Source organism: Bacillus sp. FSL R5-0434 (assembly GCF_038004745.1).
In the GTDB taxonomy this organism is placed as follows: Bacteria; Bacillota; Bacilli; order Bacillales; family Bacillaceae; genus Bacillus; species Bacillus halotolerans.
Genome location: NZ_JBBORV010000001.1, coordinates 87116 through 110492 on the forward strand (window position 1 = coordinate 87116; position 23377 = coordinate 110492).

General features: G+C 47.3%; 11 protein-coding genes, 9 tRNA genes and 6 rRNA genes. All 26 read left to right on the forward strand.

Going from position 1 to position 23377, the window contains the following annotated elements:
- Nucleotides 1-7 precede the first annotated feature (7 nt).
- The 26 genes from dusB to ispF all read left to right on the forward strand — a co-directional run bounded on the left by dusB (nucleotide 8) and on the right by ispF (nucleotide 23340).
- Nucleotides 8-1009, forward strand: a complete 1002-nt coding sequence (gene dusB, locus NYE43_RS00475) for a tRNA dihydrouridine synthase DusB (protein ID WP_024123646.1) — start codon at nucleotides 8-10, stop codon at nucleotides 1007-1009.
- A 91-nt stretch (nucleotides 1010-1100) separates the two neighbouring features.
- A complete protein-coding gene (lysS, locus tag NYE43_RS00480; RefSeq protein WP_101860933.1) occupies nucleotides 1101-2600 on the forward strand; it encodes a lysine--tRNA ligase in 1500 nt (499 codons plus the stop codon).
- A gap of 312 nt (nucleotides 2601-2912) precedes the next feature.
- Nucleotides 2913-4462: ribosomal RNA gene (locus NYE43_RS00485) — 16S ribosomal RNA — on the forward strand.
- A gap of 169 nt (nucleotides 4463-4631) precedes the next feature.
- Nucleotides 4632-7559: ribosomal RNA gene (locus NYE43_RS00490) — 23S ribosomal RNA — on the forward strand.
- 53 nt (nucleotides 7560-7612) lie between these two features.
- Nucleotides 7613-7728, forward strand: a 5S ribosomal RNA gene (gene rrf, locus NYE43_RS00495).
- Between the two features lie 22 nt (nucleotides 7729-7750).
- Nucleotides 7751-7826, forward strand: a tRNA-Val gene (locus tag NYE43_RS00500).
- A 3-nt stretch (nucleotides 7827-7829) separates the two neighbouring features.
- Nucleotides 7830-7905 (forward strand) — tRNA-Thr (locus tag NYE43_RS00505).
- A 37-nt stretch (nucleotides 7906-7942) separates the two neighbouring features.
- Nucleotides 7943-8018, forward strand: a tRNA-Lys gene (locus tag NYE43_RS00510).
- Nucleotides 8019-8025: 7 nt separating this feature from the next.
- Nucleotides 8026-8108, forward strand: a tRNA-Leu gene (locus NYE43_RS00515).
- Nucleotides 8109-8150: 42 nt separating this feature from the next.
- A tRNA-Gly gene (locus tag NYE43_RS00520) sits at nucleotides 8151-8225 on the forward strand.
- Between the two features lie 14 nt (nucleotides 8226-8239).
- Nucleotides 8240-8325: transfer RNA gene (locus NYE43_RS00525), tRNA-Leu, on the forward strand.
- A 9-nt stretch (nucleotides 8326-8334) separates the two neighbouring features.
- A tRNA-Arg gene (locus tag NYE43_RS00530) sits at nucleotides 8335-8411 on the forward strand.
- 22 nt (nucleotides 8412-8433) lie between these two features.
- Nucleotides 8434-8510: transfer RNA gene (locus NYE43_RS00535), tRNA-Pro, on the forward strand.
- Between the two features lie 7 nt (nucleotides 8511-8517).
- Nucleotides 8518-8593: transfer RNA gene (locus NYE43_RS00540), tRNA-Ala, on the forward strand.
- 175 nt (nucleotides 8594-8768) lie between these two features.
- Nucleotides 8769-10318: ribosomal RNA gene (locus tag NYE43_RS00545) — 16S ribosomal RNA — on the forward strand.
- A gap of 169 nt (nucleotides 10319-10487) precedes the next feature.
- A 23S ribosomal RNA gene (locus NYE43_RS00550) occupies nucleotides 10488-13415 on the forward strand.
- A gap of 53 nt (nucleotides 13416-13468) precedes the next feature.
- Nucleotides 13469-13584: ribosomal RNA gene (gene rrf / locus NYE43_RS00555) — 5S ribosomal RNA — on the forward strand.
- Together the 16S, 23S and 5S rRNA genes with 9 tRNA genes alongside form the textbook arrangement of a ribosomal RNA operon.
- 244 nt (nucleotides 13585-13828) lie before the next feature.
- Entirely contained in the window at nucleotides 13829-14293 is a 465-nt protein-coding gene (gene ctsR / locus NYE43_RS00560; RefSeq protein ID WP_010332747.1) for a transcriptional regulator CtsR, read from the forward strand.
- A gap of 13 nt (nucleotides 14294-14306) precedes the next feature.
- Entirely contained in the window at nucleotides 14307-14864 is a 558-nt protein-coding gene (locus NYE43_RS00565; protein ID WP_095714843.1) for a UvrB/UvrC motif-containing protein, read from the forward strand.
- A complete protein-coding gene (locus tag NYE43_RS00570) occupies nucleotides 14864-15955 on the forward strand; it encodes a protein arginine kinase (protein ID WP_059291687.1) in 1092 nt (363 codons plus the stop codon). Before NYE43_RS00565 ends, NYE43_RS00570 begins: the two co-directional genes overlap by 1 nt.
- A complete protein-coding gene (gene clpC, locus NYE43_RS00575) occupies nucleotides 15952-18384 on the forward strand; it encodes an ATP-dependent protease ATP-binding subunit ClpC (RefSeq protein WP_010332750.1) in 2433 nt (810 codons plus the stop codon). Before NYE43_RS00570 ends, clpC begins: the two co-directional genes overlap by 4 nt.
- Nucleotides 18385-18475: 91 nt before the next feature.
- Nucleotides 18476-19852 (forward strand): DNA repair protein RadA, encoded by a 1377-nt coding sequence (gene radA / locus NYE43_RS00580; protein ID WP_044153447.1) that lies wholly within the window; start codon nucleotides 18476-18478, stop codon nucleotides 19850-19852.
- Nucleotides 19853-19855: 3 nt separating this feature from the next.
- A complete protein-coding gene (gene disA / locus NYE43_RS00585; RefSeq protein WP_003242042.1) occupies nucleotides 19856-20938 on the forward strand; it encodes a DNA integrity scanning diadenylate cyclase DisA in 1083 nt (360 codons plus the stop codon).
- Between the two features lie 119 nt (nucleotides 20939-21057).
- On the forward strand, nucleotides 21058-22158 hold the full coding sequence (locus NYE43_RS00590) for a PIN/TRAM domain-containing protein (protein ID WP_059291688.1): 1101 nt from the start codon (nucleotides 21058-21060) through the stop codon (nucleotides 22156-22158).
- A 14-nt stretch (nucleotides 22159-22172) separates the two neighbouring features.
- Entirely contained in the window at nucleotides 22173-22871 is a 699-nt protein-coding gene (gene ispD / locus NYE43_RS00595) for a 2-C-methyl-D-erythritol 4-phosphate cytidylyltransferase (protein WP_095714844.1), read from the forward strand.
- Nucleotides 22864-23340, forward strand: coding sequence for a 2-C-methyl-D-erythritol 2,4-cyclodiphosphate synthase (ispF, locus tag NYE43_RS00600; protein WP_101864922.1), 477 nt, complete (start codon nucleotides 22864-22866; stop codon nucleotides 23338-23340). The genes ispD and ispF overlap by 8 nt, the downstream gene beginning before the upstream one ends.
- The last annotated feature ends 37 nt before the right edge of the window (nucleotides 23341-23377 follow it).

Genomic DNA, 23377 nt, shown 5'->3' on the forward strand with positions numbered 1-23377 from the left:
GGGAAAAATGTTTAAAATCGGTGATATTCAATTAAAAAACCGGGTTGTGCTGGCCCCTATGGCCGGTGTCTGCAACTCAGCATTCAGATTGACTGTAAAGGAATTCGGAGCCGGATTGGTCTGCGCTGAAATGATCAGTGACAAAGCGATCCTTTACAACAATGCCAAAACAATGGGTATGCTTTACATTGATGAACGTGAAAAACCGCTCAGCCTTCAAATCTTCGGAGGAAAAAAGGAAACCCTTGTGGAAGCGGCGAAGTTTGTAGACCAGAACACAACTGCTGATATCATTGATATTAACATGGGATGCCCAGTACCAAAGATTACAAAATGTGATGCGGGAGCAAAATGGCTTCTCGATCCCGATAAGATTTATGAAATGGTTTCTGCAGTAGTGGATGCCGTCGATAAACCAGTCACAGTGAAAATGAGAATGGGCTGGGATGAAGACCACATTTTCGCGGTGAAAAACGCACAGGCTGTCGAGCGTGCGGGCGGAAAAGCAGTTGCGCTTCACGGCCGTACAAGAGTGCAGATGTACGAAGGAACTGCAAACTGGGATATTATCAAAGAAGTAAAACAATCTGTATCGATTCCGGTTATCGGGAACGGCGATGTCAAGACGCCGCAGGATGCTAAGCGTATGCTTGATGAAACAGGAGTAGACGGGGTCATGATTGGCCGTGCCGCGTTAGGCAATCCGTGGATGATTTACCGTACGGTTCAATACCTTGAAACGGGTGAATTAAAAGAAGAGCCGCAAGTACGCGAAAAAATGGCGGTATGCAAACTGCATCTTGACCGCCTGATTAACTTAAAAGGTGAAAATGTAGCGGTAAGAGAAATGAGAAAACACGCTGCATGGTATCTGAAAGGCATAAGAGGCAATGCGGAGGTTCGTAATGGAATCAATCATTGCGAGACAAGAGAAGAGCTTGTACAGCTTTTAGATGCATTTACTGTTGAAGTTGAGGCAAAAGAGCTTCAAGACGCAAAAGTAGGATAACTTTCACCTCTATTTGCTGCTCACTGCCAGTTTTACGCTGGCAGTTTTTCTGCTTTTTTCATGAAACAATATCTGTAATGGAGTGATAACAATGAGTCAAGAAGAGCATAATCATGAAGAATTGAACGACCAGCTGCAAGTCAGACGCGACAAAATGAATCAGATGAGAGAAAACGGTATAGATCCATTCGGCGCACGTTTTGAAAGAACTCATCAATCTGAGCAAATTATTGCGGCATATCAAAATCTAACGAAAGAAGAGTTAGAGGAAAAAGCGATTGAAGTCACAATCGCAGGCCGTATGATGACAAAACGCGGCAAAGGAAAAGCCGGCTTCGCGCACCTTCAGGATTTAGAAGGTCAAATTCAAATCTACGTAAGAAAAGACAGTGTCGGTGACGACCAATATGAAATCTTCAAATCTTCCGACCTTGGCGACCTTATCGGCGTAACCGGAAAAGTGTTCAAAACAAATGTAGGCGAACTGTCTGTAAAAGCAACATCATTTGATTTACTGACAAAAGCGCTTCGTCCGCTGCCGGATAAATACCATGGTTTAAAAGACGTTGAGCAGCGCTACCGTCAACGTTACTTGGATCTTATCGTAAATCCAGAAAGCAAACATACGTTCATCACACGCAGCAAGATCATTCAAGCGATGAGAAGATACCTTGATGATCATGGATACTTAGAAGTAGAAACACCAACTATGCACAGCATTCCAGGGGGAGCCTCCGCGCGTCCGTTCATTACCCATCATAATGCTTTAGATATTCCGCTCTACATGCGTATTGCGATTGAACTGCATCTGAAACGCTTGATTGTCGGAGGTTTAGAAAAAGTATATGAAATCGGCCGTGTTTTCCGTAATGAAGGCGTCTCTACACGCCATAACCCTGAATTTACAATGATTGAATTATATGAAGCGTATGCTGACTATAAAGATATCATGAGTTTAACTGAAAACCTTGTCGCTCATATCGCACAAGAGGTGCTTGGCACGACGACAATCCAATACGGGGAAGAGCAAATCGAACTGAAACCTGAGTGGAAAAGAATCCATATGGTTGACGCAGTCAAAGAAGCGACAGGCGTTGACTTCTGGGAAGATGTAACTGTTGAGCAAGCCCGTGAATATGCAAAAGAGCATAGTGTAGAGATTAAAGACTCTATGACAGTGGGCCATATTATAAACGAATTCTTCGAACAAAAAATCGAGGAAACGCTTATCCAGCCAACGTTTATTTATGGACATCCAGTAGAAATTTCTCCTCTTGCTAAGAAAAATCCAGAGGATCCGCGCTTCACAGACCGTTTTGAACTGTTTATCGTAGGCCGTGAGCACGCAAATGCATTCACAGAGCTAAATGATCCTATTGATCAAAGAGAACGCTTTGAAGCCCAATTAAAAGAACGAGAAGAGGGTAATGATGAAGCTCATTTAATGGATGAAGACTTCGTTGAAGCCCTGGAGTATGGCATGCCGCCAACAGGAGGCTTAGGCATCGGGATCGATCGCCTGGTCATGCTGCTTACGAATGCTCCTTCGATCCGAGATGTACTGTTATTCCCGCAAATGAGACAGCGCTAATTTAAAAGAGCGTCAACCTTTCTAATAGAAGGGTGACGCTCTTTTATAATTCCTTAGGTTTTTCTTCAAAAAACTATTGCACTATTATTTACAAGGTGGTATATTATTATTCGTTGCCGCTAAACAAGGCGATGACAAAAAAATAACTTCAAAAAAAGTTATTGACTTCAATGAGTCAACGAGTTATAATAATAAAGTCGCTTAAACGAAGTGACAAAATGATCTTTGAAAACTAAACAAGACAAAACGTACCTGTTAATTCAAGTTTTAATATAAAATCGCACAGTAATGTGCGTAGTCAGTCAAACTACTTTATTGGAGAGTTTGATCCTGGCTCAGGACGAACGCTGGCGGCGTGCCTAATACATGCAAGTCGAGCGGACAGATGGGAGCTTGCTCCCTGATGTTAGCGGCGGACGGGTGAGTAACACGTGGGTAACCTGCCTGTAAGACTGGGATAACTCCGGGAAACCGGGGCTAATACCGGATGCTTGTTTGAACCGCATGGTTCAAACATAAAAGGTGGCTTCGGCTACCACTTACAGATGGACCCGCGGCGCATTAGCTAGTTGGTGAGGTAACGGCTCACCAAGGCAACGATGCGTAGCCGACCTGAGAGGGTGATCGGCCACACTGGGACTGAGACACGGCCCAGACTCCTACGGGAGGCAGCAGTAGGGAATCTTCCGCAATGGACGAAAGTCTGACGGAGCAACGCCGCGTGAGTGATGAAGGTTTTCGGATCGTAAAGCTCTGTTGTTAGGGAAGAACAAGTACCGTTCGAATAGGGCGGTACCTTGACGGTACCTAACCAGAAAGCCACGGCTAACTACGTGCCAGCAGCCGCGGTAATACGTAGGTGGCAAGCGTTGTCCGGAATTATTGGGCGTAAAGGGCTCGCAGGCGGTTCCTTAAGTCTGATGTGAAAGCCCCCGGCTCAACCGGGGAGGGTCATTGGAAACTGGGGAACTTGAGTGCAGAAGAGGAGAGTGGAATTCCACGTGTAGCGGTGAAATGCGTAGAGATGTGGAGGAACACCAGTGGCGAAGGCGACTCTCTGGTCTGTAACTGACGCTGAGGAGCGAAAGCGTGGGGAGCGAACAGGATTAGATACCCTGGTAGTCCACGCCGTAAACGATGAGTGCTAAGTGTTAGGGGGTTTCCGCCCCTTAGTGCTGCAGCTAACGCATTAAGCACTCCGCCTGGGGAGTACGGTCGCAAGACTGAAACTCAAAGGAATTGACGGGGGCCCGCACAAGCGGTGGAGCATGTGGTTTAATTCGAAGCAACGCGAAGAACCTTACCAGGTCTTGACATCCTCTGACAATCCTAGAGATAGGACGTCCCCTTCGGGGGCAGAGTGACAGGTGGTGCATGGTTGTCGTCAGCTCGTGTCGTGAGATGTTGGGTTAAGTCCCGCAACGAGCGCAACCCTTGATCTTAGTTGCCAGCATTCAGTTGGGCACTCTAAGGTGACTGCCGGTGACAAACCGGAGGAAGGTGGGGATGACGTCAAATCATCATGCCCCTTATGACCTGGGCTACACACGTGCTACAATGGACAGAACAAAGGGCAGCGAAACCGCGAGGTTAAGCCAATCCCACAAATCTGTTCTCAGTTCGGATCGCAGTCTGCAACTCGACTGCGTGAAGCTGGAATCGCTAGTAATCGCGGATCAGCATGCCGCGGTGAATACGTTCCCGGGCCTTGTACACACCGCCCGTCACACCACGAGAGTTTGTAACACCCGAAGTCGGTGAGGTAACCTTTATGGAGCCAGCCGCCGAAGGTGGGACAGATGATTGGGGTGAAGTCGTAACAAGGTAGCCGTATCGGAAGGTGCGGCTGGATCACCTCCTTTCTAAGGATATTTACGGAATATAAGACCTTGGGTCTTATAAACAGAACGTTCCCTGTCTTGTTTAGTTTTGAAGGATCATTCCTTCGAAACGTGTTCTTTGAAAACTAGATAACAGTAGACATCACATTCAATTAGTAACACAAGATATCACATAGTGATTCTTTTTAACGGTTAAGTTAGAAAGGGCGCACGGTGGATGCCTTGGCACTAGGAGCCGATGAAGGACGGGACGAACACCGATATGCTTCGGGGAGCTGTAAGCAAGCTTTGATCCGGAGATTTCCGAATGGGGAAACCCACCACTCGTAATGGAGTGGTATCCATATCTGAATTCATAGGATATGAGAAGGCAGACCCGGGGAACTGAAACATCTAAGTACCCGGAGGAAGAGAAAGCAAATGCGATTCCCTGAGTAGCGGCGAGCGAAACGGGATTAGCCCAAACCAAGAGGCTTGCCTCTTGGGGTTGTAGGACACTCTATACGGAGTTACAAAGGAACGAGGTAGATGAAGAGGTCTGGAAAGGCCCGCCATAGGAGGTAACAGCCCTGTAGTCAAAACTTCGTTCTCTCCAGAGTGGATCCTGAGTACGGCGGAACACGTGAAATTCCGTCGGAATCCGGGAGGACCATCTCCCAAGGCTAAATACTCCCTAGTGACCGATAGTGAACCAGTACCGTGAGGGAAAGGTGAAAAGCACCCCGGAAGGGGAGTGAAAGAGATCCTGAAACCGTGTGCCTACAAGTAGTCAGAGCCCGTTAACGGGTGATGGCGTGCCTTTTGTAGAATGAACCGGCGAGTTACGATCCCGTGCAAGGTTAAGCAGAAGATGCGGAGCCGCAGCGAAAGCGAGTCTGAATAGGGCGCATGAGTACGTGGTCGTAGACCCGAAACCAGGTGATCTACCCATGTCCAGGGTGAAGTTCAGGTAACACTGAATGGAGGCCCGAACCCACGCACGTTGAAAAGTGCGGGGATGAGGTGTGGGTAGGGGTGAAATGCCAATCGAACCTGGAGATAGCTGGTTCTCTCCGAAATAGCTTTAGGGCTAGCCTCAAGGTAAGAGTCTTGGAGGTAGAGCACTGATTGGACTAGGGGCCCCTACCGGGTTACCGAATTCAGTCAAACTCCGAATGCCAATGACTTATCCTTGGGAGTCAGACTGCGAGTGATAAGATCCGTAGTCGAAAGGGAAACAGCCCAGACCGCCAGCTAAGGTCCCAAAGTATACGTTAAGTGGAAAAGGATGTGGAGTTGCTTAGACAACCAGGATGTTGGCTTAGAAGCAGCCACCATTTAAAGAGTGCGTAATAGCTCACTGGTCGAGTGACTCTGCGCCGAAAATGTACCGGGGCTAAACGTATCACCGAAGCTGCGGACTGTTCTTCGAACAGTGGTAGGAGAGCGTTCTAAGGGCTGTGAAGCCAGACCGGAAGGACTGGTGGAGCGCTTAGAAGTGAGAATGCCGGTATGAGTAGCGAAAGAGGGGTGAGAATCCCCTCCACCGAATGCCTAAGGTTTCCTGAGGAAGGCTCGTCCGCTCAGGGTTAGTCGGGACCTAAGCCGAGGCCGAAAGGCGTAGGCGATGGACAACAGGTTGATATTCCTGTACCACCTCCTCACCATTTGAGTAATGGGGGGACGCAGGAGGATAGGGTAAGCGCGGTATTGGATATCCGCGTCCAAGCAGTTAGGCTGGGAAATAGGCAAATCCGTTTCCCATAAGGCTGAGCTGTGATGGCGAGCGAAATATAGTAGCGAAGTTCCTGATTCCACACTGCCAAGAAAAGCCTCTAGCGAGGTGAGAGGTGCCCGTACCGCAAACCGACACAGGTAGGCGAGGAGAGAATCCTAAGGTGATCGAGAGAACTCTCGTTAAGGAACTCGGCAAAATGACCCCGTAACTTCGGGAGAAGGGGTGCTCTGTTAGGGTGCAAGCCCGAGAGAGCCGCAGTGAATAGGCCCAGGCGACTGTTTAGCAAAAACACAGGTCTCTGCGAAGCCGTAAGGCGAAGTATAGGGGCTGACGCCTGCCCGGTGCTGGAAGGTTAAGAGGAGCGCTTAGCGTAAGCGAAGGTGCGAATTGAAGCCCCAGTAAACGGCGGCCGTAACTATAACGGTCCTAAGGTAGCGAAATTCCTTGTCGGGTAAGTTCCGACCCGCACGAAAGGCGCAACGATCTGGGCACTGTCTCAACGAGAGACTCGGTGAAATTATAGTACCTGTGAAGATGCAGGTTACCCGCGACAGGACGGAAAGACCCCGTGGAGCTTTACTGCAGCCTGATATTGAATGTTGGTACAGCTTGTACAGGATAGGTAGGAGCCTTGGAAACCGGAGCGCCAGCTTCGGTGGAGGCATCGGTGGGATACTACCCTGGCTGTATTGACCTTCTAACCCGCCGCCCTTATCGGGCGGGGAGACAGTGTCAGGTGGGCAGTTTGACTGGGGCGGTCGCCTCCTAAAAGGTAACGGAGGCGCCCAAAGGTTCCCTCAGAATGGTTGGAAATCATTCGCAGAGTGTAAAGGCACAAGGGAGCTTGACTGCGAGACCTACAAGTCGAGCAGGGACGAAAGTCGGGCTTAGTGATCCGGTGGTTCCGCATGGAAGGGCCATCGCTCAACGGATAAAAGCTACCCCGGGGATAACAGGCTTATCTCCCCCAAGAGTCCACATCGACGGGGAGGTTTGGCACCTCGATGTCGGCTCATCGCATCCTGGGGCTGTAGTCGGTCCCAAGGGTTGGGCTGTTCGCCCATTAAAGCGGTACGCGAGCTGGGTTCAGAACGTCGTGAGACAGTTCGGTCCCTATCCGTCGCGGGCGCAGGAAATTTGAGAGGAGCTGTCCTTAGTACGAGAGGACCGGGATGGACGCACCGCTGGTGTACCAGTTGTTCTGCCAAGGGCATCGCTGGGTAGCTATGTGCGGACGGGATAAGTGCTGAAAGCATCTAAGCATGAAGCCCCCCTCAAGATGAGATTTCCCATTCCGCAAGGAAGTAAGATCCCTGAAAGATGATCAGGTTGATAGGTCTGAGGTGGAAGTGTGGCGACACATGGAGCTGACAGATACTAATCGATCGAGGACTTAACCTAATTTCTAATGATGTCACACCTGTTATCTAGTTTTGAGAGAACACTCTCAATTGTTTGGTGGCGATAGCGAAGAGGTCACACCCGTTCCCATGCCGAACACGGAAGTTAAGCTCTTCAGCGCCGATGGTAGTCGGGGGTTTCCCCCTGTGAGAGTAGGACGCTGCCAAGCAATTGCACGTTAGTGCAATTATGGAGGATTAGCTCAGCTGGGAGAGCATCTGCCTTACAAGCAGAGGGTCGGCGGTTCGAGCCCGTCATCCTCCACCATTTGCCGGTGTAGCTCAATTGGTAGAGCAACTGACTTGTAATCAGTAGGTTGGGGGTTCAAGTCCTCTTGCCGGCACCACTTTTATATGATATAATATTCAAGTCTCTTGTAAGAAGAGCCATTAGCTCAGTTGGTAGAGCATCTGACTTTTAATCAGAGGGTCGAAGGTTCGAGTCCTTCATGGCTCACCATTTTTAAGCGGGTGTGGCGGAATTGGCAGACGCGCTAGACTTAGGATCTAGTGTCTTTATGACGTGGGGGTTCAAGTCCCTTCACCCGCATTATATAGGATGACAGTTAAATAAAAACTGGACATCCTGTCTGCGGAAGTAGTTCAGTGGTAGAACACCACCTTGCCAAGGTGGGGGTCGCGGGTTCGAATCCCGTCTTCCGCTCCAACTATACCATCCACGCCGGGGTGGTGGAATTGGCAGACACACAGGACTTAAAATCCTGCGGTAGGTGACTACCGTGCCGGTTCAAGTCCGGCCCTCGGCATTATAATTTGCGCCCGTAGCTCAATTGGATAGAGCGTTTGACTACGGATCAAAAGGTTAGGGGTTCGACTCCTCTCGGGCGCGCCATATATTTTATCAATATGGAAATCGGGAAGTAGCTCAGCTTGGTAGAGCACATGGTTTGGGACCATGGGGTCGCAGGTTCGAATCCTGTCTTCCCGACCATTTTTATGGGGCCTTAGCTCAGCTGGGAGAGCGCCTGCTTTGCACGCAGGAGGTCAGCGGTTCGATCCCGCTAGGCTCCACCAAAAAAAAGATTTAAAAAAGTTGTTGACTTTGAGAAAGCGACGTTGTATACTAATAAAGTTGCTTTAACAAAGTGATAAACAAAATGATCTTTGAAAACTAAACAAGACAAAACGTACCTGTTAATTCAAGTTTTAATAAAATCGCACAGCAATGTGCGTAGTCAGTCAAACTACTTTATCGGAGAGTTTGATCCTGGCTCAGGACGAACGCTGGCGGCGTGCCTAATACATGCAAGTCGAGCGGACAGATGGGAGCTTGCTCCCTGATGTTAGCGGCGGACGGGTGAGTAACACGTGGGTAACCTGCCTGTAAGACTGGGATAACTCCGGGAAACCGGGGCTAATACCGGATGCTTGTTTGAACCGCATGGTTCAAACATAAAAGGTGGCTTCGGCTACCACTTACAGATGGACCCGCGGCGCATTAGCTAGTTGGTGAGGTAACGGCTCACCAAGGCAACGATGCGTAGCCGACCTGAGAGGGTGATCGGCCACACTGGGACTGAGACACGGCCCAGACTCCTACGGGAGGCAGCAGTAGGGAATCTTCCGCAATGGACGAAAGTCTGACGGAGCAACGCCGCGTGAGTGATGAAGGTTTTCGGATCGTAAAGCTCTGTTGTTAGGGAAGAACAAGTACCGTTCGAATAGGGCGGTACCTTGACGGTACCTAACCAGAAAGCCACGGCTAACTACGTGCCAGCAGCCGCGGTAATACGTAGGTGGCAAGCGTTGTCCGGAATTATTGGGCGTAAAGGGCTCGCAGGCGGTTCCTTAAGTCTGATGTGAAAGCCCCCGGCTCAACCGGGGAGGGTCATTGGAAACTGGGGAACTTGAGTGCAGAAGAGGAGAGTGGAATTCCACGTGTAGCGGTGAAATGCGTAGAGATGTGGAGGAACACCAGTGGCGAAGGCGACTCTCTGGTCTGTAACTGACGCTGAGGAGCGAAAGCGTGGGGAGCGAACAGGATTAGATACCCTGGTAGTCCACGCCGTAAACGATGAGTGCTAAGTGTTAGGGGGTTTCCGCCCCTTAGTGCTGCAGCTAACGCATTAAGCACTCCGCCTGGGGAGTACGGTCGCAAGACTGAAACTCAAAGGAATTGACGGGGGCCCGCACAAGCGGTGGAGCATGTGGTTTAATTCGAAGCAACGCGAAGAACCTTACCAGGTCTTGACATCCTCTGACAATCCTAGAGATAGGACGTCCCCTTCGGGGGCAGAGTGACAGGTGGTGCATGGTTGTCGTCAGCTCGTGTCGTGAGATGTTGGGTTAAGTCCCGCAACGAGCGCAACCCTTGATCTTAGTTGCCAGCATTCAGTTGGGCACTCTAAGGTGACTGCCGGTGACAAACCGGAGGAAGGTGGGGATGACGTCAAATCATCATGCCCCTTATGACCTGGGCTACACACGTGCTACAATGGACAGAACAAAGGGCAGCGAAACCGCGAGGTTAAGCCAATCCCACAAATCTGTTCTCAGTTCGGATCGCAGTCTGCAACTCGACTGCGTGAAGCTGGAATCGCTAGTAATCGCGGATCAGCATGCCGCGGTGAATACGTTCCCGGGCCTTGTACACACCGCCCGTCACACCACGAGAGTTTGTAACACCCGAAGTCGGTGAGGTAACCTTTATGGAGCCAGCCGCCGAAGGTGGGACAGATGATTGGGGTGAAGTCGTAACAAGGTAGCCGTATCGGAAGGTGCGGCTGGATCACCTCCTTTCTAAGGATATTTACGGAATATAAGACCTTGGGTCTTATAAACAGAACGTTCCCTGTCTTGTTTAGTTTTGAAGGATCATTCCTTCGAAACGTGTTCTTTGAAAACTAGATAACAGTAGACATCACATTCAATTAGTAACACAAGATATCACATAGTGATTCTTTTTAACGGTTAAGTTAGAAAGGGCGCACGGTGGATGCCTTGGCACTAGGAGCCGATGAAGGACGGGACGAACACCGATATGCTTCGGGGAGCTGTAAGCAAGCTTTGATCCGGAGATTTCCGAATGGGGAAACCCACCACTCGTAATGGAGTGGTATCCATATCTGAATTCATAGGATATGAGAAGGCAGACCCGGGGAACTGAAACATCTAAGTACCCGGAGGAAGAGAAAGCAAATGCGATTCCCTGAGTAGCGGCGAGCGAAACGGGATTAGCCCAAACCAAGAGGCTTGCCTCTTGGGGTTGTAGGACACTCTATACGGAGTTACAAAGGAACGAGGTAGATGAAGAGGTCTGGAAAGGCCCGCCATAGGAGGTAACAGCCCTGTAGTCAAAACTTCGTTCTCTCCAGAGTGGATCCTGAGTACGGCGGAACACGTGAAATTCCGTCGGAATCCGGGAGGACCATCTCCCAAGGCTAAATACTCCCTAGTGACCGATAGTGAACCAGTACCGTGAGGGAAAGGTGAAAAGCACCCCGGAAGGGGAGTGAAAGAGATCCTGAAACCGTGTGCCTACAAGTAGTCAGAGCCCGTTAACGGGTGATGGCGTGCCTTTTGTAGAATGAACCGGCGAGTTACGATCCCGTGCAAGGTTAAGCAGAAGATGCGGAGCCGCAGCGAAAGCGAGTCTGAATAGGGCGCATGAGTACGTGGTCGTAGACCCGAAACCAGGTGATCTACCCATGTCCAGGGTGAAGTTCAGGTAACACTGAATGGAGGCCCGAACCCACGCACGTTGAAAAGTGCGGGGATGAGGTGTGGGTAGGGGTGAAATGCCAATCGAACCTGGAGATAGCTGGTTCTCTCCGAAATAGCTTTAGGGCTAGCCTCAAGGTAAGAGTCTTGGAGGTAGAGCACTGATTGGACTAGGGGCCCCTACCGGGTTACCGAATTCAGTCAAACTCCGAATGCCAATGACTTATCCTTGGGAGTCAGACTGCGAGTGATAAGATCCGTAGTCGAAAGGGAAACAGCCCAGACCGCCAGCTAAGGTCCCAAAGTATACGTTAAGTGGAAAAGGATGTGGAGTTGCTTAGACAACCAGGATGTTGGCTTAGAAGCAGCCACCATTTAAAGAGTGCGTAATAGCTCACTGGTCGAGTGACTCTGCGCCGAAAATGTACCGGGGCTAAACGTATCACCGAAGCTGCGGACTGTTCTTCGAACAGTGGTAGGAGAGCGTTCTAAGGGCTGTGAAGCCAGACCGGAAGGACTGGTGGAGCGCTTAGAAGTGAGAATGCCGGTATGAGTAGCGAAAGAGGGGTGAGAATCCCCTCCACCGAATGCCTAAGGTTTCCTGAGGAAGGCTCGTCCGCTCAGGGTTAGTCGGGACCTAAGCCGAGGCCGAAAGGCGTAGGCGATGGACAACAGGTTGATATTCCTGTACCACCTCCTCACCATTTGAGTAATGGGGGGACGCAGGAGGATAGGGTAAGCGCGGTATTGGATATCCGCGTCCAAGCAGTTAGGCTGGGAAATAGGCAAATCCGTTTCCCATAAGGCTGAGCTGTGATGGCGAGCGAAATATAGTAGCGAAGTTCCTGATTCCACACTGCCAAGAAAAGCCTCTAGCGAGGTGAGAGGTGCCCGTACCGCAAACCGACACAGGTAGGCGAGGAGAGAATCCTAAGGTGATCGAGAGAACTCTCGTTAAGGAACTCGGCAAAATGACCCCGTAACTTCGGGAGAAGGGGTGCTCTGTTAGGGTGCAAGCCCGAGAGAGCCGCAGTGAATAGGCCCAGGCGACTGTTTAGCAAAAACACAGGTCTCTGCGAAGCCGTAAGGCGAAGTATAGGGGCTGACGCCTGCCCGGTGCTGGAAGGTTAAGAGGAGCGCTTAGCGTAAGCGAAGGTGCGAATTGAAGCCCCAGTAAACGGCGGCCGTAACTATAACGGTCCTAAGGTAGCGAAATTCCTTGTCGGGTAAGTTCCGACCCGCACGAAAGGCGCAACGATCTGGGCACTGTCTCAACGAGAGACTCGGTGAAATTATAGTACCTGTGAAGATGCAGGTTACCCGCGACAGGACGGAAAGACCCCGTGGAGCTTTACTGCAGCCTGATATTGAATGTTGGTACAGCTTGTACAGGATAGGTAGGAGCCTTGGAAACCGGAGCGCCAGCTTCGGTGGAGGCATCGGTGGGATACTACCCTGGCTGTATTGACCTTCTAACCCGCCGCCCTTATCGGGCGGGGAGACAGTGTCAGGTGGGCAGTTTGACTGGGGCGGTCGCCTCCTAAAAGGTAACGGAGGCGCCCAAAGGTTCCCTCAGAATGGTTGGAAATCATTCGCAGAGTGTAAAGGCACAAGGGAGCTTGACTGCGAGACCTACAAGTCGAGCAGGGACGAAAGTCGGGCTTAGTGATCCGGTGGTTCCGCATGGAAGGGCCATCGCTCAACGGATAAAAGCTACCCCGGGGATAACAGGCTTATCTCCCCCAAGAGTCCACATCGACGGGGAGGTTTGGCACCTCGATGTCGGCTCATCGCATCCTGGGGCTGTAGTCGGTCCCAAGGGTTGGGCTGTTCGCCCATTAAAGCGGTACGCGAGCTGGGTTCAGAACGTCGTGAGACAGTTCGGTCCCTATCCGTCGCGGGCGCAGGAAATTTGAGAGGAGCTGTCCTTAGTACGAGAGGACCGGGATGGACGCACCGCTGGTGTACCAGTTGTTCTGCCAAGGGCATCGCTGGGTAGCTATGTGCGGACGGGATAAGTGCTGAAAGCATCTAAGCATGAAGCCCCCCTCAAGATGAGATTTCCCATTCCGCAAGGAAGTAAGATCCCTGAAAGATGATCAGGTTGATAGGTCTGAGGTGGAAGTGTGGCGACACATGGAGCTGACAGATACTAATCGATCGAGGACTTAACCTAATTTCTAATGATGTCACACCTGTTATCTAGTTTTGAGAGAACACTCTCAATTGTTTGGTGGCGATAGCGAAGAGGTCACACCCGTTCCCATGCCGAACACGGAAGTTAAGCTCTTCAGCGCCGATGGTAGTCGGGGGTTTCCCCCTGTGAGAGTAGGACGCCGCCAAGCAATTAACAAAAGGGCAGCTCAAATGAGCTGCCCTTTTTTGCGTTCTGCTTATTGGTATCATAAAATTTCATTTAGTTATATAATATAATAACTTCACAGAGAAATTTTAAGTGAATAATCAGGTTTTATGGATTTAGAAAATGGAAATACTTAAGATAGAGCGAGAAAGTTGAAAATTCTCGAAAAACACCTTATAGTAAGATTAAAGTCAAATATAGTCAAAGTCAATAAAGGAGGGGGTTGAGTGGGACATAATATTTCTGACATCATTGAACAGTACTTGAAACAAGTGTTAGATCAAAATGGCAAGGAAATTTTAGAAATTAAACGTAGTGAAATTGCAGATAAATTTCAATGTGTTCCTTCCCAAATAAATTATGTCATCAACACCAGATTTACAAGCGAGAGAGGATATATTGTTGAGAGCAAACGCGGGGGCGGCGGTTATATCAGAATCATTAAAATTAAAATGAATAATGAAGTTGTCCTAATCAATAATATTATTTCTCAAATTAATACCCATTTGTCTCAAGCAGCCTCTGATGACATTATTTTAAGGCTATTAGAAGACAAGGTGATCTCTGAAAGAGAAGCAAAAATGATGGTCAGCGTGATGGATCGCTCCGTACTGTACATTGATTTGCCTGAACGTGATGAATTAAGAGCGAGAATGATGAAAGCTATGCTGACCGCTTTAAAATTAAAATAAGCGGGTGAAAAGATTGATTTGTCAAGAGTGCAATGAGAGACCAGCCACTTTTCACTTTACAAAGGTTGTTAACGGAGAGAAAAAAGAGGTTCACATCTGCGAACAATGTGCAAAAGAACATAGCGATTCATATGGTATAAGTGCAAGTCATGGTTTCTCTATTCATAATTTACTATCAGGTTTACTGAACATGGATTCTTCATTTCAGAATGCTGGAACTCAAATGTTCAGCCATTCCGAGCAAATATCTGCTTGTCCGAAGTGCGGAATGACATTTCAGCAATTTAGAAAAACCGGTCGATTTGGCTGTGCCGAATGTTATAAAACATTTCATAGCAACATTACACCGATCTTACGCAAAGTTCACAGCGGAAACACTGTGCATGGCGGGAAAATACCGAAACGTATAGGCGGCAACCTGCATGTCAGACGACAGATCGAAATGCTGAAAAAAGAATTAGAAGCTTTAATACAACAAGAAGAATTTGAAAATGCAGCCCATGTGAGAGATCAAATTCGTTCATTAGAACAGTCACTCAAAAGTACAGATAGTGAGGAGGAACAGGGGTAATGTCGCTAAAGCATTTTATTCAGGACGCATTAAGCAGTTGGATGAAGCAGAAAGGCCCTGAAAGTGACATTGTACTCAGCAGCCGCATACGTTTAGCTAGGAACTTTGAAAATATTCGGTTCCCTACGCGATATTCCAATGAAGAAGCCTCATCCATCTTACAACAGTTTGAAGAACAGTTTTCAGAACAAGAAATTCCCGGTGTCGGCAAATTCCTTTTGATCAGAATGAACGACGCACAGCCTTTAGAAAAACGGGTGCTTGTTGAAAAGCATCTCATCAGCCCTAATTTGACAGAGTCTCCTTTTGGCGGCTGTTTGCTTTCTGAAAATGAGGAAGTAAGCGTCATGTTGAATGAGGAGGACCACATAAGAATTCAGTGTCTTTTCCCAGGATTTCAGCTTCCGCAAGCAATGAAAGCCGCAAACCAAGTTGATGACTGGATTGAGGAAAAGGTTGATTATGCATTTAGTGAGCAAAGAGGTTACTTAACCAGCTGTCCTACAAATGTAGGTACGGGCTTAAGGGCTTCAGTCATGATGCATCTTCCGGCACTGGTTTTAACTAGGCAAATAAATCGAATTATACCGGCTATTAATCAATTAGGCTTAGTTGTTAGAGGAATTTATGGGGAAGGCAGCGAAGCAGTAGGAAATATCTTTCAAATTTCAAATCAAATCACGCTTGGAAAGTCGGAGCAGGATATTGTCGATGACCTTAACAGCGTAGCTGCCCAACTGATTGAACAGGAACGATCTGCCCGAGAAGCGCTTTACCAAACCTCTAAGATTGAGCTTGAGGATCGTGTGTATCGATCCTATGGAGTCTTGTCCAATTGCCGAATGATAGAATCGAAAGAAACTGCAAAGTGTCTTTCAGATGTTCGGTTGGGTATAGACCTAGGCATTATAAAAGGACTTTCAAGCAATATACTTAATGAACTGATGATTTTAACACAGCCGGGATTTTTACAGCAGTACTCGGGAGGCGCTTTGCGTCCGAACGAAAGAGATATACGAAGAGCGGCTCTTATCAGAGAACGGCTTCACTTAGAAATGAATGGGAATAGACAGGAGGATGAATCGATATGATGTTTGGAAGATTTACAGAACGAGCTCAAAAGGTACTGGCGCTTGCACAGGAAGAAGCACTTCGTTTAGGTCATAATAATATCGGCACTGAGCATATTTTATTAGGACTGGTGCGAGAAGGAGAGGGCATCGCTGCTAAAGCACTTCAAGCGCTTGGACTTGGTTCAGATAAAATCCAAAAAGAAGTTGAGAGTTTAATTGGGCGCGGACAGGAAATGTCTCAAACGATTCATTATACTCCGAGAGCTAAAAAAGTCATTGAGCTTTCAATGGATGAGGCCAGAAAACTTGGCCATTCTTATGTGGGAACAGAGCATATTCTTCTTGGTCTTATTCGCGAAGGTGAAGGTGTGGCTGCGAGAGTGCTTAACAATCTCGGAGTCAGCTTGAATAAAGCAAGACAGCAAGTGCTTCAGCTTCTTGGAAGTAATGAAACAGGTTCATCAGCGGCTGGAACAAACAGCAATGCGAATACGCCTACACTAGATAGCCTGGCAAGAGATTTAACAGCGATTGCGAAGGAAGACAGCCTTGATCCGGTTATCGGCAGAAGCAAAGAAATTCAGCGTGTCATTGAAGTGCTGAGCCGCAGAACGAAAAACAATCCTGTTCTGATTGGGGAACCGGGCGTAGGGAAAACGGCTATCGCAGAAGGTCTTGCACAGCAAATTATCAATAATGAAGTTCCCGAAATTTTACGGGATAAACGCGTTATGACATTAGACATGGGAACAGTTGTTGCCGGTACGAAATATCGCGGTGAATTTGAGGACCGCTTGAAAAAAGTGATGGATGAAATCCGTCAGGCAGGAAATATCATTCTATTCATTGATGAGCTCCACACACTAATCGGAGCGGGCGGAGCAGAAGGTGCCATTGATGCATCCAACATTTTGAAACCTTCACTTGCTCGCGGAGAACTTCAGTGCATTGGTGCGACAACTCTTGATGAGTACCGTAAATATATTGAAAAAGATGCAGCTCTGGAACGCCGTTTTCAGCCAATCCAGGTTGATCAGCCGTCTGTAGACGAAAGCATTCAAATCCTAAAAGGCTTGCGTGACCGATATGAAGCCCACCACCGCGTTTCTATCACTGACGAAGCCATTGAGGCTGCGGTTAAGCTTTCTGACAGATATATCTCTGACCGTTTCCTTCCGGATAAAGCTATTGACTTGATCGATGAAGCGGGTTCAAAGGTCAGATTGCGTTCCTTTACAACGCCTCCTAATTTAAAAGAGCTTGAACAGAAACTTGATGAAGTTCGTAAAGAGAAGGATGCTGCGGTGCAAAGCCAAGAATTTGAAAAAGCGGCTTCCTTGCGTGATACGGAACAGCGTTTGCGTGAACAAGTGGAAGATACAAAAAAATCATGGAAAGAGAAGCAGGGACAGGAAAACTCAGAGGTTTCTGTGGATGATATTGCGATGGTTGTATCCAGCTGGACTGGGGTGCCTGTATCAAAAATCGCTCAAACTGAAACTGATAAGCTTCTTAATATGGAGAGCATTCTTCATTCCCGTGTCATCGGCCAAGATGAAGCTGTTGTAGCCGTTGCTAAAGCGGTCAGACGTGCAAGAGCAGGGCTAAAAGACCCTAAACGCCCAATCGGCTCATTCATTTTCTTAGGCCCTACAGGTGTAGGTAAAACGGAGCTTGCACGGGCACTTGCTGAGTCTATCTTCGGTGATGAAGAAGCCATGATCAGAATTGATATGTCTGAATACATGGAAAAACACTCGACTTCTAGACTTGTAGGTTCACCTCCAGGGTATGTGGGATACGATGAGGGCGGCCAATTAACAGAGAAGGTAAGAAGAAAACCATACTCTGTTGTGCTTCTTGATGAGATTGAGAAAGCGCACCCTGACGTCTTCAATATCCTCCTTCAAGTACTTGAGGACGGACGATTGACTGATTCTAAAGGCCGTACAGTTGATTTCCGCAACACGATTCTGATCATGACGTCAAACGTCGGAGCAAGTGAGCTGAAACGCAACAAATATGTCGGCTTCAACGTTCAGGATGAGACGCAAAATCATAAAGACATGAAGGATAAAGTGATGGGTGAACTGAAACGTGCGTTCAGACCGGAATTCATCAACCGTATTGATGAAATTATCGTCTTCCATTCACTCGAGAAAAAACATCTGGCTGAAATCGTGTCATTGATGTCTGATCAATTAACGAAACGTCTTAAAGAACAGGATCTTTCTATTGAATTGACGGAAGCTGCGAAAGCAAAAGTCGCGGAAGAGGGCGTGGACCTTGAATACGGTGCCCGCCCGCTCAGAAGAGCCATTCAAAAACATGTGGAGGATCGTTTATCTGAAGAGCTGCTCAGAGGTAACATTCATAAAGGGCACCATATCGTTCTTGATGTAGAAGATGGCGAATTTGTCGTAAAAACGACAGCTAAAACGAATTAATATAGAAGACGAAAAAGAGGCATACAGCATGTAAGTGTATGCCTCAATTTCGTATCAAGAAATAGAACAAGGGAGAGGTCTTACACTATTTATGGCTAAAACAAAATCCAAATTCATCTGCCAATCCTGCGGCTACGAGTCTCCAAAATGGATGGGGAAATGTCCGGGCTGCGGTGCTTGGAATACAATGGTGGAAGAAATGATTAAAAAAGCACCGGCCAATCGGAGAGCGGCTTTTTCTCATTCTGTTCAAACCGTACAGAAACCTTCCCCCATAACATCAATCGAAACATCAGAAGAACCCCGGGTTAAAACACAGCTCGGCGAGTTTAACAGAGTGCTCGGCGGCGGTGTGGTGAAGGGCTCACTTGTTTTAATTGGCGGGGACCCCGGCATCGGAAAATCGACCTTATTACTGCAAGTATCCGCTCAGTTATCTGGTTCAACACGTCATGTTCTGTACATTTCAGGAGAAGAATCGGTAAAACAAACGAAATTAAGAGCAGACCGTCTGGGCATAAATAATCCCTCACTGCATGTTTTATCCGAAACCGATATGGAGTATATTTCGTCTGCTATAGAAGAGATGAATCCAGCGTTTGTGGTTGTTGACTCTATTCAAACGGTCTATCAAAGCGATATCACCTCGGCTCCCGGCAGTGTGTCACAGGTAAGAGAATGTACAGCCGAGCTGATGAAAATTGCAAAGACAAAAGGTATTCCGATATTTATTGTAGGTCACGTAACGAAAGAAGGATCCATCGCGGGGCCGAGACTGCTGGAGCATATGGTTGACACTGTTTTATACTTTGAAGGAGAACGTCACCATACTTTCCGAATCTTACGGGCTGTAAAAAACCGCTTTGGTTCTACAAACGAAATGGGTATTTTTGAAATGCGGGAAGAAGGGCTTACTGAGGTACTGAATCCTTCAGAGATCTTCTTAGAAGAGCGTTCGGCGGGATCTGCGGGGTCGAGCATAACGGCTTCTATGGAAGGTACAAGGCCGATTCTTGTTGAAATTCAGGCGCTCATCTCGCCAACAAGCTTTGGCAATCCGCGGCGCATGGCAACAGGGATAGATCATAACAGGGTGTCACTGTTAATGGCTGTGTTAGAAAAAAGAGTAGGGCTGCTGCTGCAAAATCAGGATGCATATTTGAAGGTAGCGGGCGGCGTCAAACTTGATGAACCTGCGATTGATCTTGCTATAGCGGTCAGTATCGCATCAAGCTTTAGAGACACACCTCCAAATCCTGCAGATTGCTTTATAGGAGAAGTGGGATTAACCGGAGAAGTCCGCCGGGTATCAAGAATTGAACAGCGTGTAAAAGAAGCGGCAAAGCTTGGTTTTAAACGCATGATCATACCTGCGGCAAATCTGGATGGATGGACGAAACCAAAAGGGATTGAGGTCATCGGAGTAGCAAATGTTGCAGAGGCACTTCGTACTTCATTAGGAGGATAATAGATGGAAAAAGAGAAAAAAGGGGCGAAACATGAGTTAGACCTGTCTTCTATTTTGCAGTTTGTTGCTCCTGGAACACCGCTCAGAGCGGGGATAGAAAATGTACTGAGAGCAAATACAGGCGGTCTGATTGTTGTTGGATATAATGATAAAGTAAAAGAAGTGGTGGATGGCGGTTTCCACATTAACACTGCTTTTTCTCCGGCGCATTTATATGAACTGGCTAAAATGGATGGTGCGATTATTTTAAGTGATTCTGGTCAAAAAATCCTATATGCCAATACACAATTGATGCCTGAAGCCACAATTTCTTCGTCAGAAACAGGAATGAGGCACCGCACCGCCGAAAGAGTAGCTAAGCAAACCGGCTGTCTCGTTATCGCAATTTCTGAGAGAAGAAATGTCATAACGTTATATCAGGAAAGTATGAAGTATACACTTAAAGACATAGGATTTATTTTAACAAAAGCGAACCAAGCCATTCAAACTCTAGAAAAATATAAAACAATTCTGGACAAAACGATTAATGCACTAAACGCATTAGAGTTTGAGGAACTCGTTACATTCAGCGATGTTCTGTCTGTGATGCACCGTTATGAAATGGTGCTGCGAATCAAAAATGAAATCAACATGTATATCAGGGAACTGGGAACAGAAGGTCATTTGATTAAGCTGCAGGTCATCGAACTGATTACTGATATGGAAGAAGAGGCTGCTTTATTTATTAAGGATTATGTGAAAGAAAAGATTAAAGATCCATTTGTCCTTTTAAAAGAGCTGCAGGATATGTCCAGCTACGATTTGCTTGATGATTCCATTGTTTATAAGCTGCTTGGTTATCCGGCTTCTACAAATCTTGATGACTATGTTCTGCCTAGAGGATACAGGCTGCTAAATAAGATTCCGCGCCTTCCGATGCCGATTGTGGAGAATGTGGTGGAGGCATTTGGCGTACTGCCGAGAATTATTGAGGCCAGCGCAGAAGAATTAGATGAAGTAGAGGGTATCGGTGAAGTACGAGCCCAAAAAATCAAAAAGGGCTTAAAACGCCTTCAAGAGAAGCATTATTTAGACAGACAGCTATGATTTTCGGTTAAAACCATATCTTTACGGGTATATTATTGTTGGTTTTTGTTTATTCTGATATTCGTAGGTTGCGTAAAATCTTGTGAAATACAATAATTTTCTTTAAAGGAGGTGGGGGTATGTTAAAACGAATAGTTCAGGCGTTCTTCATTATCTTCGGCGGCGTTGTTGGTATATTTTTAATACCTGAATTGTTTGTACTGTTAAGTTTACAGGACATACCTTTAATAACAAACGCATATACGTCTGCGGCAATAGGTGCAATTATCTTTTTTCTCATCAGTATATGGGGTACAGATTACGTTGTGAACTGGGTTAAGTGGATAGAGGATTCATTATTAAAAGCGCCGGTCCCAGATTTGTTATTTGGAAGTCTTGGCTTAGTATTTGGACTTATAATTGCTTATCTTATCGTAAACGTTATTCCTTTAGACAATATACCTTACCGCATACTCAGCACAATCATCCCTGTGTTTTTAGCTTTCTTTCTCGGTTATCTTGGCTTTCAGGTGGGCTTTAAGAAAAAGGATGAATTGATCAGCCTATTCTCCATTTCCGCCAGAATGCAAAAGAAAAAAGGAACAGCTGATGAAGAGCACGAGGTCCAAGACAAAAAGCTGAAAATCCTGGACACAAGTGTTATTATTGATGGGAGAATTGCAGATATTTGTCAGACTGGTTTTTTAGAGGGAATTATCGTGATTCCGCAGTTTGTCCTTGAGGAATTGCAGCATATCGCTGACTCCTCAGATGTGTTAAAACGCAACAGAGGGCGCCGCGGTCTTGATATCCTGAACCGCATTCAAAAAGAATTAGATATTAAAGTTGAAATTTATGAAGGTGACTTTGAAGATATCCAGGAGGTTGACAGCAAGCTGGTCAAACTCGCTAAACTGACATCCGGAGTCGTTGTGACGAATGATTTTAATTTAAATAAAGTGTGCGAGCTTCAGAAGGTAGCAGTGTTAAACATTAATGACCTTGCCAACGCGGTCAAGCCTGTTGTGCTTCCGGGTGAGGAAATGAATGTTCAGGTCATTAAAGACGGCAAAGAGCATAATCAGGGAGTCGCTTACTTGGATGACGGCACTATGATTGTCGTTGAAGAAGGACGGAATTATATCGGCAAACACATTGATGTTCTCGTCACAAGCGTGCTGCAGACAGCAGCGGGACGAATGATTTTTGCCAAGCCTAAGCTGTTGGAGAAGGCGCTGTAAAGGGAGAAAGAACAATGAATTATGATGTGGTAATTCTTGCGGCCGGACAGGGGAAACGGATGAAGGCAGGGAGAAATAAACTGTTTATCGAGCTGAAAGGAGACCCGGTTATCATTCACACTTTACGGGTGTTTGACAGCCATCGTCCGTGCGGCAGAATCATTTTGGTGATTAACGAGCGCGAACGGGACGACTTTCAGCAATTGCTGAACCAATATCCGTTTCAAACCGCTATCGAGCTTGTAGCAGGCGGAGATGAACGCCAGCACAGTGTTTATAAAGGGCTCAAAGCCGTTAAACACGAAAAGATTGTCCTCGTTCACGACGGCGCTCGTCCTTTTATAAAGCATGAACAGATTGACGAACTGATTGCAGAAGCGGAGCAGACCGGAGCGGCCATCCTGGCTGTTCCGGTAAAAGATACGATTAAACGCGTTCAAGATTTAGAAGTCAGTGAGACGATTGAACGTTCAAGCTTGTGGGCTGTCCAAACGCCACAAGCTTTTCGTCTTTCTTTATTGATGGAGGCTCACGCTGAGGCAGAGCGCAGAGGGTTTTTAGGAACGGATGACGCCAGTCTCGTCGAACAGCTGGAGGGCCGTTCGGTTCGTGTTGTAGAAGGTAACTATACAAATATTAAGCTGACGACTCCTGATGATTTAACGTCAGCTGAAGCTATCATGGAAGCAGAAAGTGGGAATAATCATGTTTAGAATCGGACAAGGTTTTGATGTGCACCAATTAGTAGAGGGCCGGCCTCTCATTATCGGCGGAGTTGAAATCCCGTATGAAAAAGGATTGCTCGGACATTCTGACGCGGATGTATTATTGCACACAGTTGCTGACGCATGCCTCGGAGCTGTCGGGGAGGGCGACATCGGCAAGCATTTCCCGGATACAGATCCGGAGTTCAAGGATGCTGATTCGTTTAAATTACTTCAGCATGTCTGGGGGATTGTGAAACAGAAAGGGTATATACTTGGAAATATTGACTGTACGATCATTGCACAGAAGCCGAAGATGGCGCCGTACATAGAAGACATGAGAAAAAGAATCGCTGAAGGGCTTGAGGCAGAGGTTTCCCAAGTGAATGTTAAAGCGACCACGACCGAAAAGCTTGGATTTACAGGAAGAGCGGAAGGAATAGCGGCTCAAGCCACAGTGCTGATACAAAAAGGCTAACTTGTTTTGATGCCCGGTCTATTTGGTGGTAGAATAG

Excerpts from the sequence above, each read along its gene's own strand:
- dusB (WP_024123646.1), top strand. The coding sequence starts at position 8 with ATGTTTAAAATCGGTGATATTCAATTAAAAAACCGGGTTGTGCTGGCC.
- lysS (WP_101860933.1), top strand. The coding sequence starts at position 1,101 with ATGAGTCAAGAAGAGCATAATCATGAAGAATTGAACGACCAGCTGCAA.
- NYE43_RS00570 (WP_059291687.1), top strand. The coding sequence starts at position 14,864 with ATGTCGCTAAAGCATTTTATTCAGGACGCATTAAGCAGTTGGATGAAG.
- clpC (WP_010332750.1), top strand. The coding sequence starts at position 15,952 with ATGATGTTTGGAAGATTTACAGAACGAGCTCAAAAGGTACTGGCGCTT.
- radA (WP_044153447.1), top strand. The coding sequence starts at position 18,476 with ATGGCTAAAACAAAATCCAAATTCATCTGCCAATCCTGCGGCTACGAG.
- disA (WP_003242042.1), top strand. The coding sequence starts at position 19,856 with ATGGAAAAAGAGAAAAAAGGGGCGAAACATGAGTTAGACCTGTCTTCT.
- NYE43_RS00590 (WP_059291688.1), top strand. The coding sequence starts at position 21,058 with ATGTTAAAACGAATAGTTCAGGCGTTCTTCATTATCTTCGGCGGCGTT.
- ispD (WP_095714844.1), top strand. The coding sequence starts at position 22,173 with ATGAATTATGATGTGGTAATTCTTGCGGCCGGACAGGGGAAACGGATG.
- ispF (WP_101864922.1), top strand. The coding sequence starts at position 22,864 with ATGTTTAGAATCGGACAAGGTTTTGATGTGCACCAATTAGTAGAGGGC.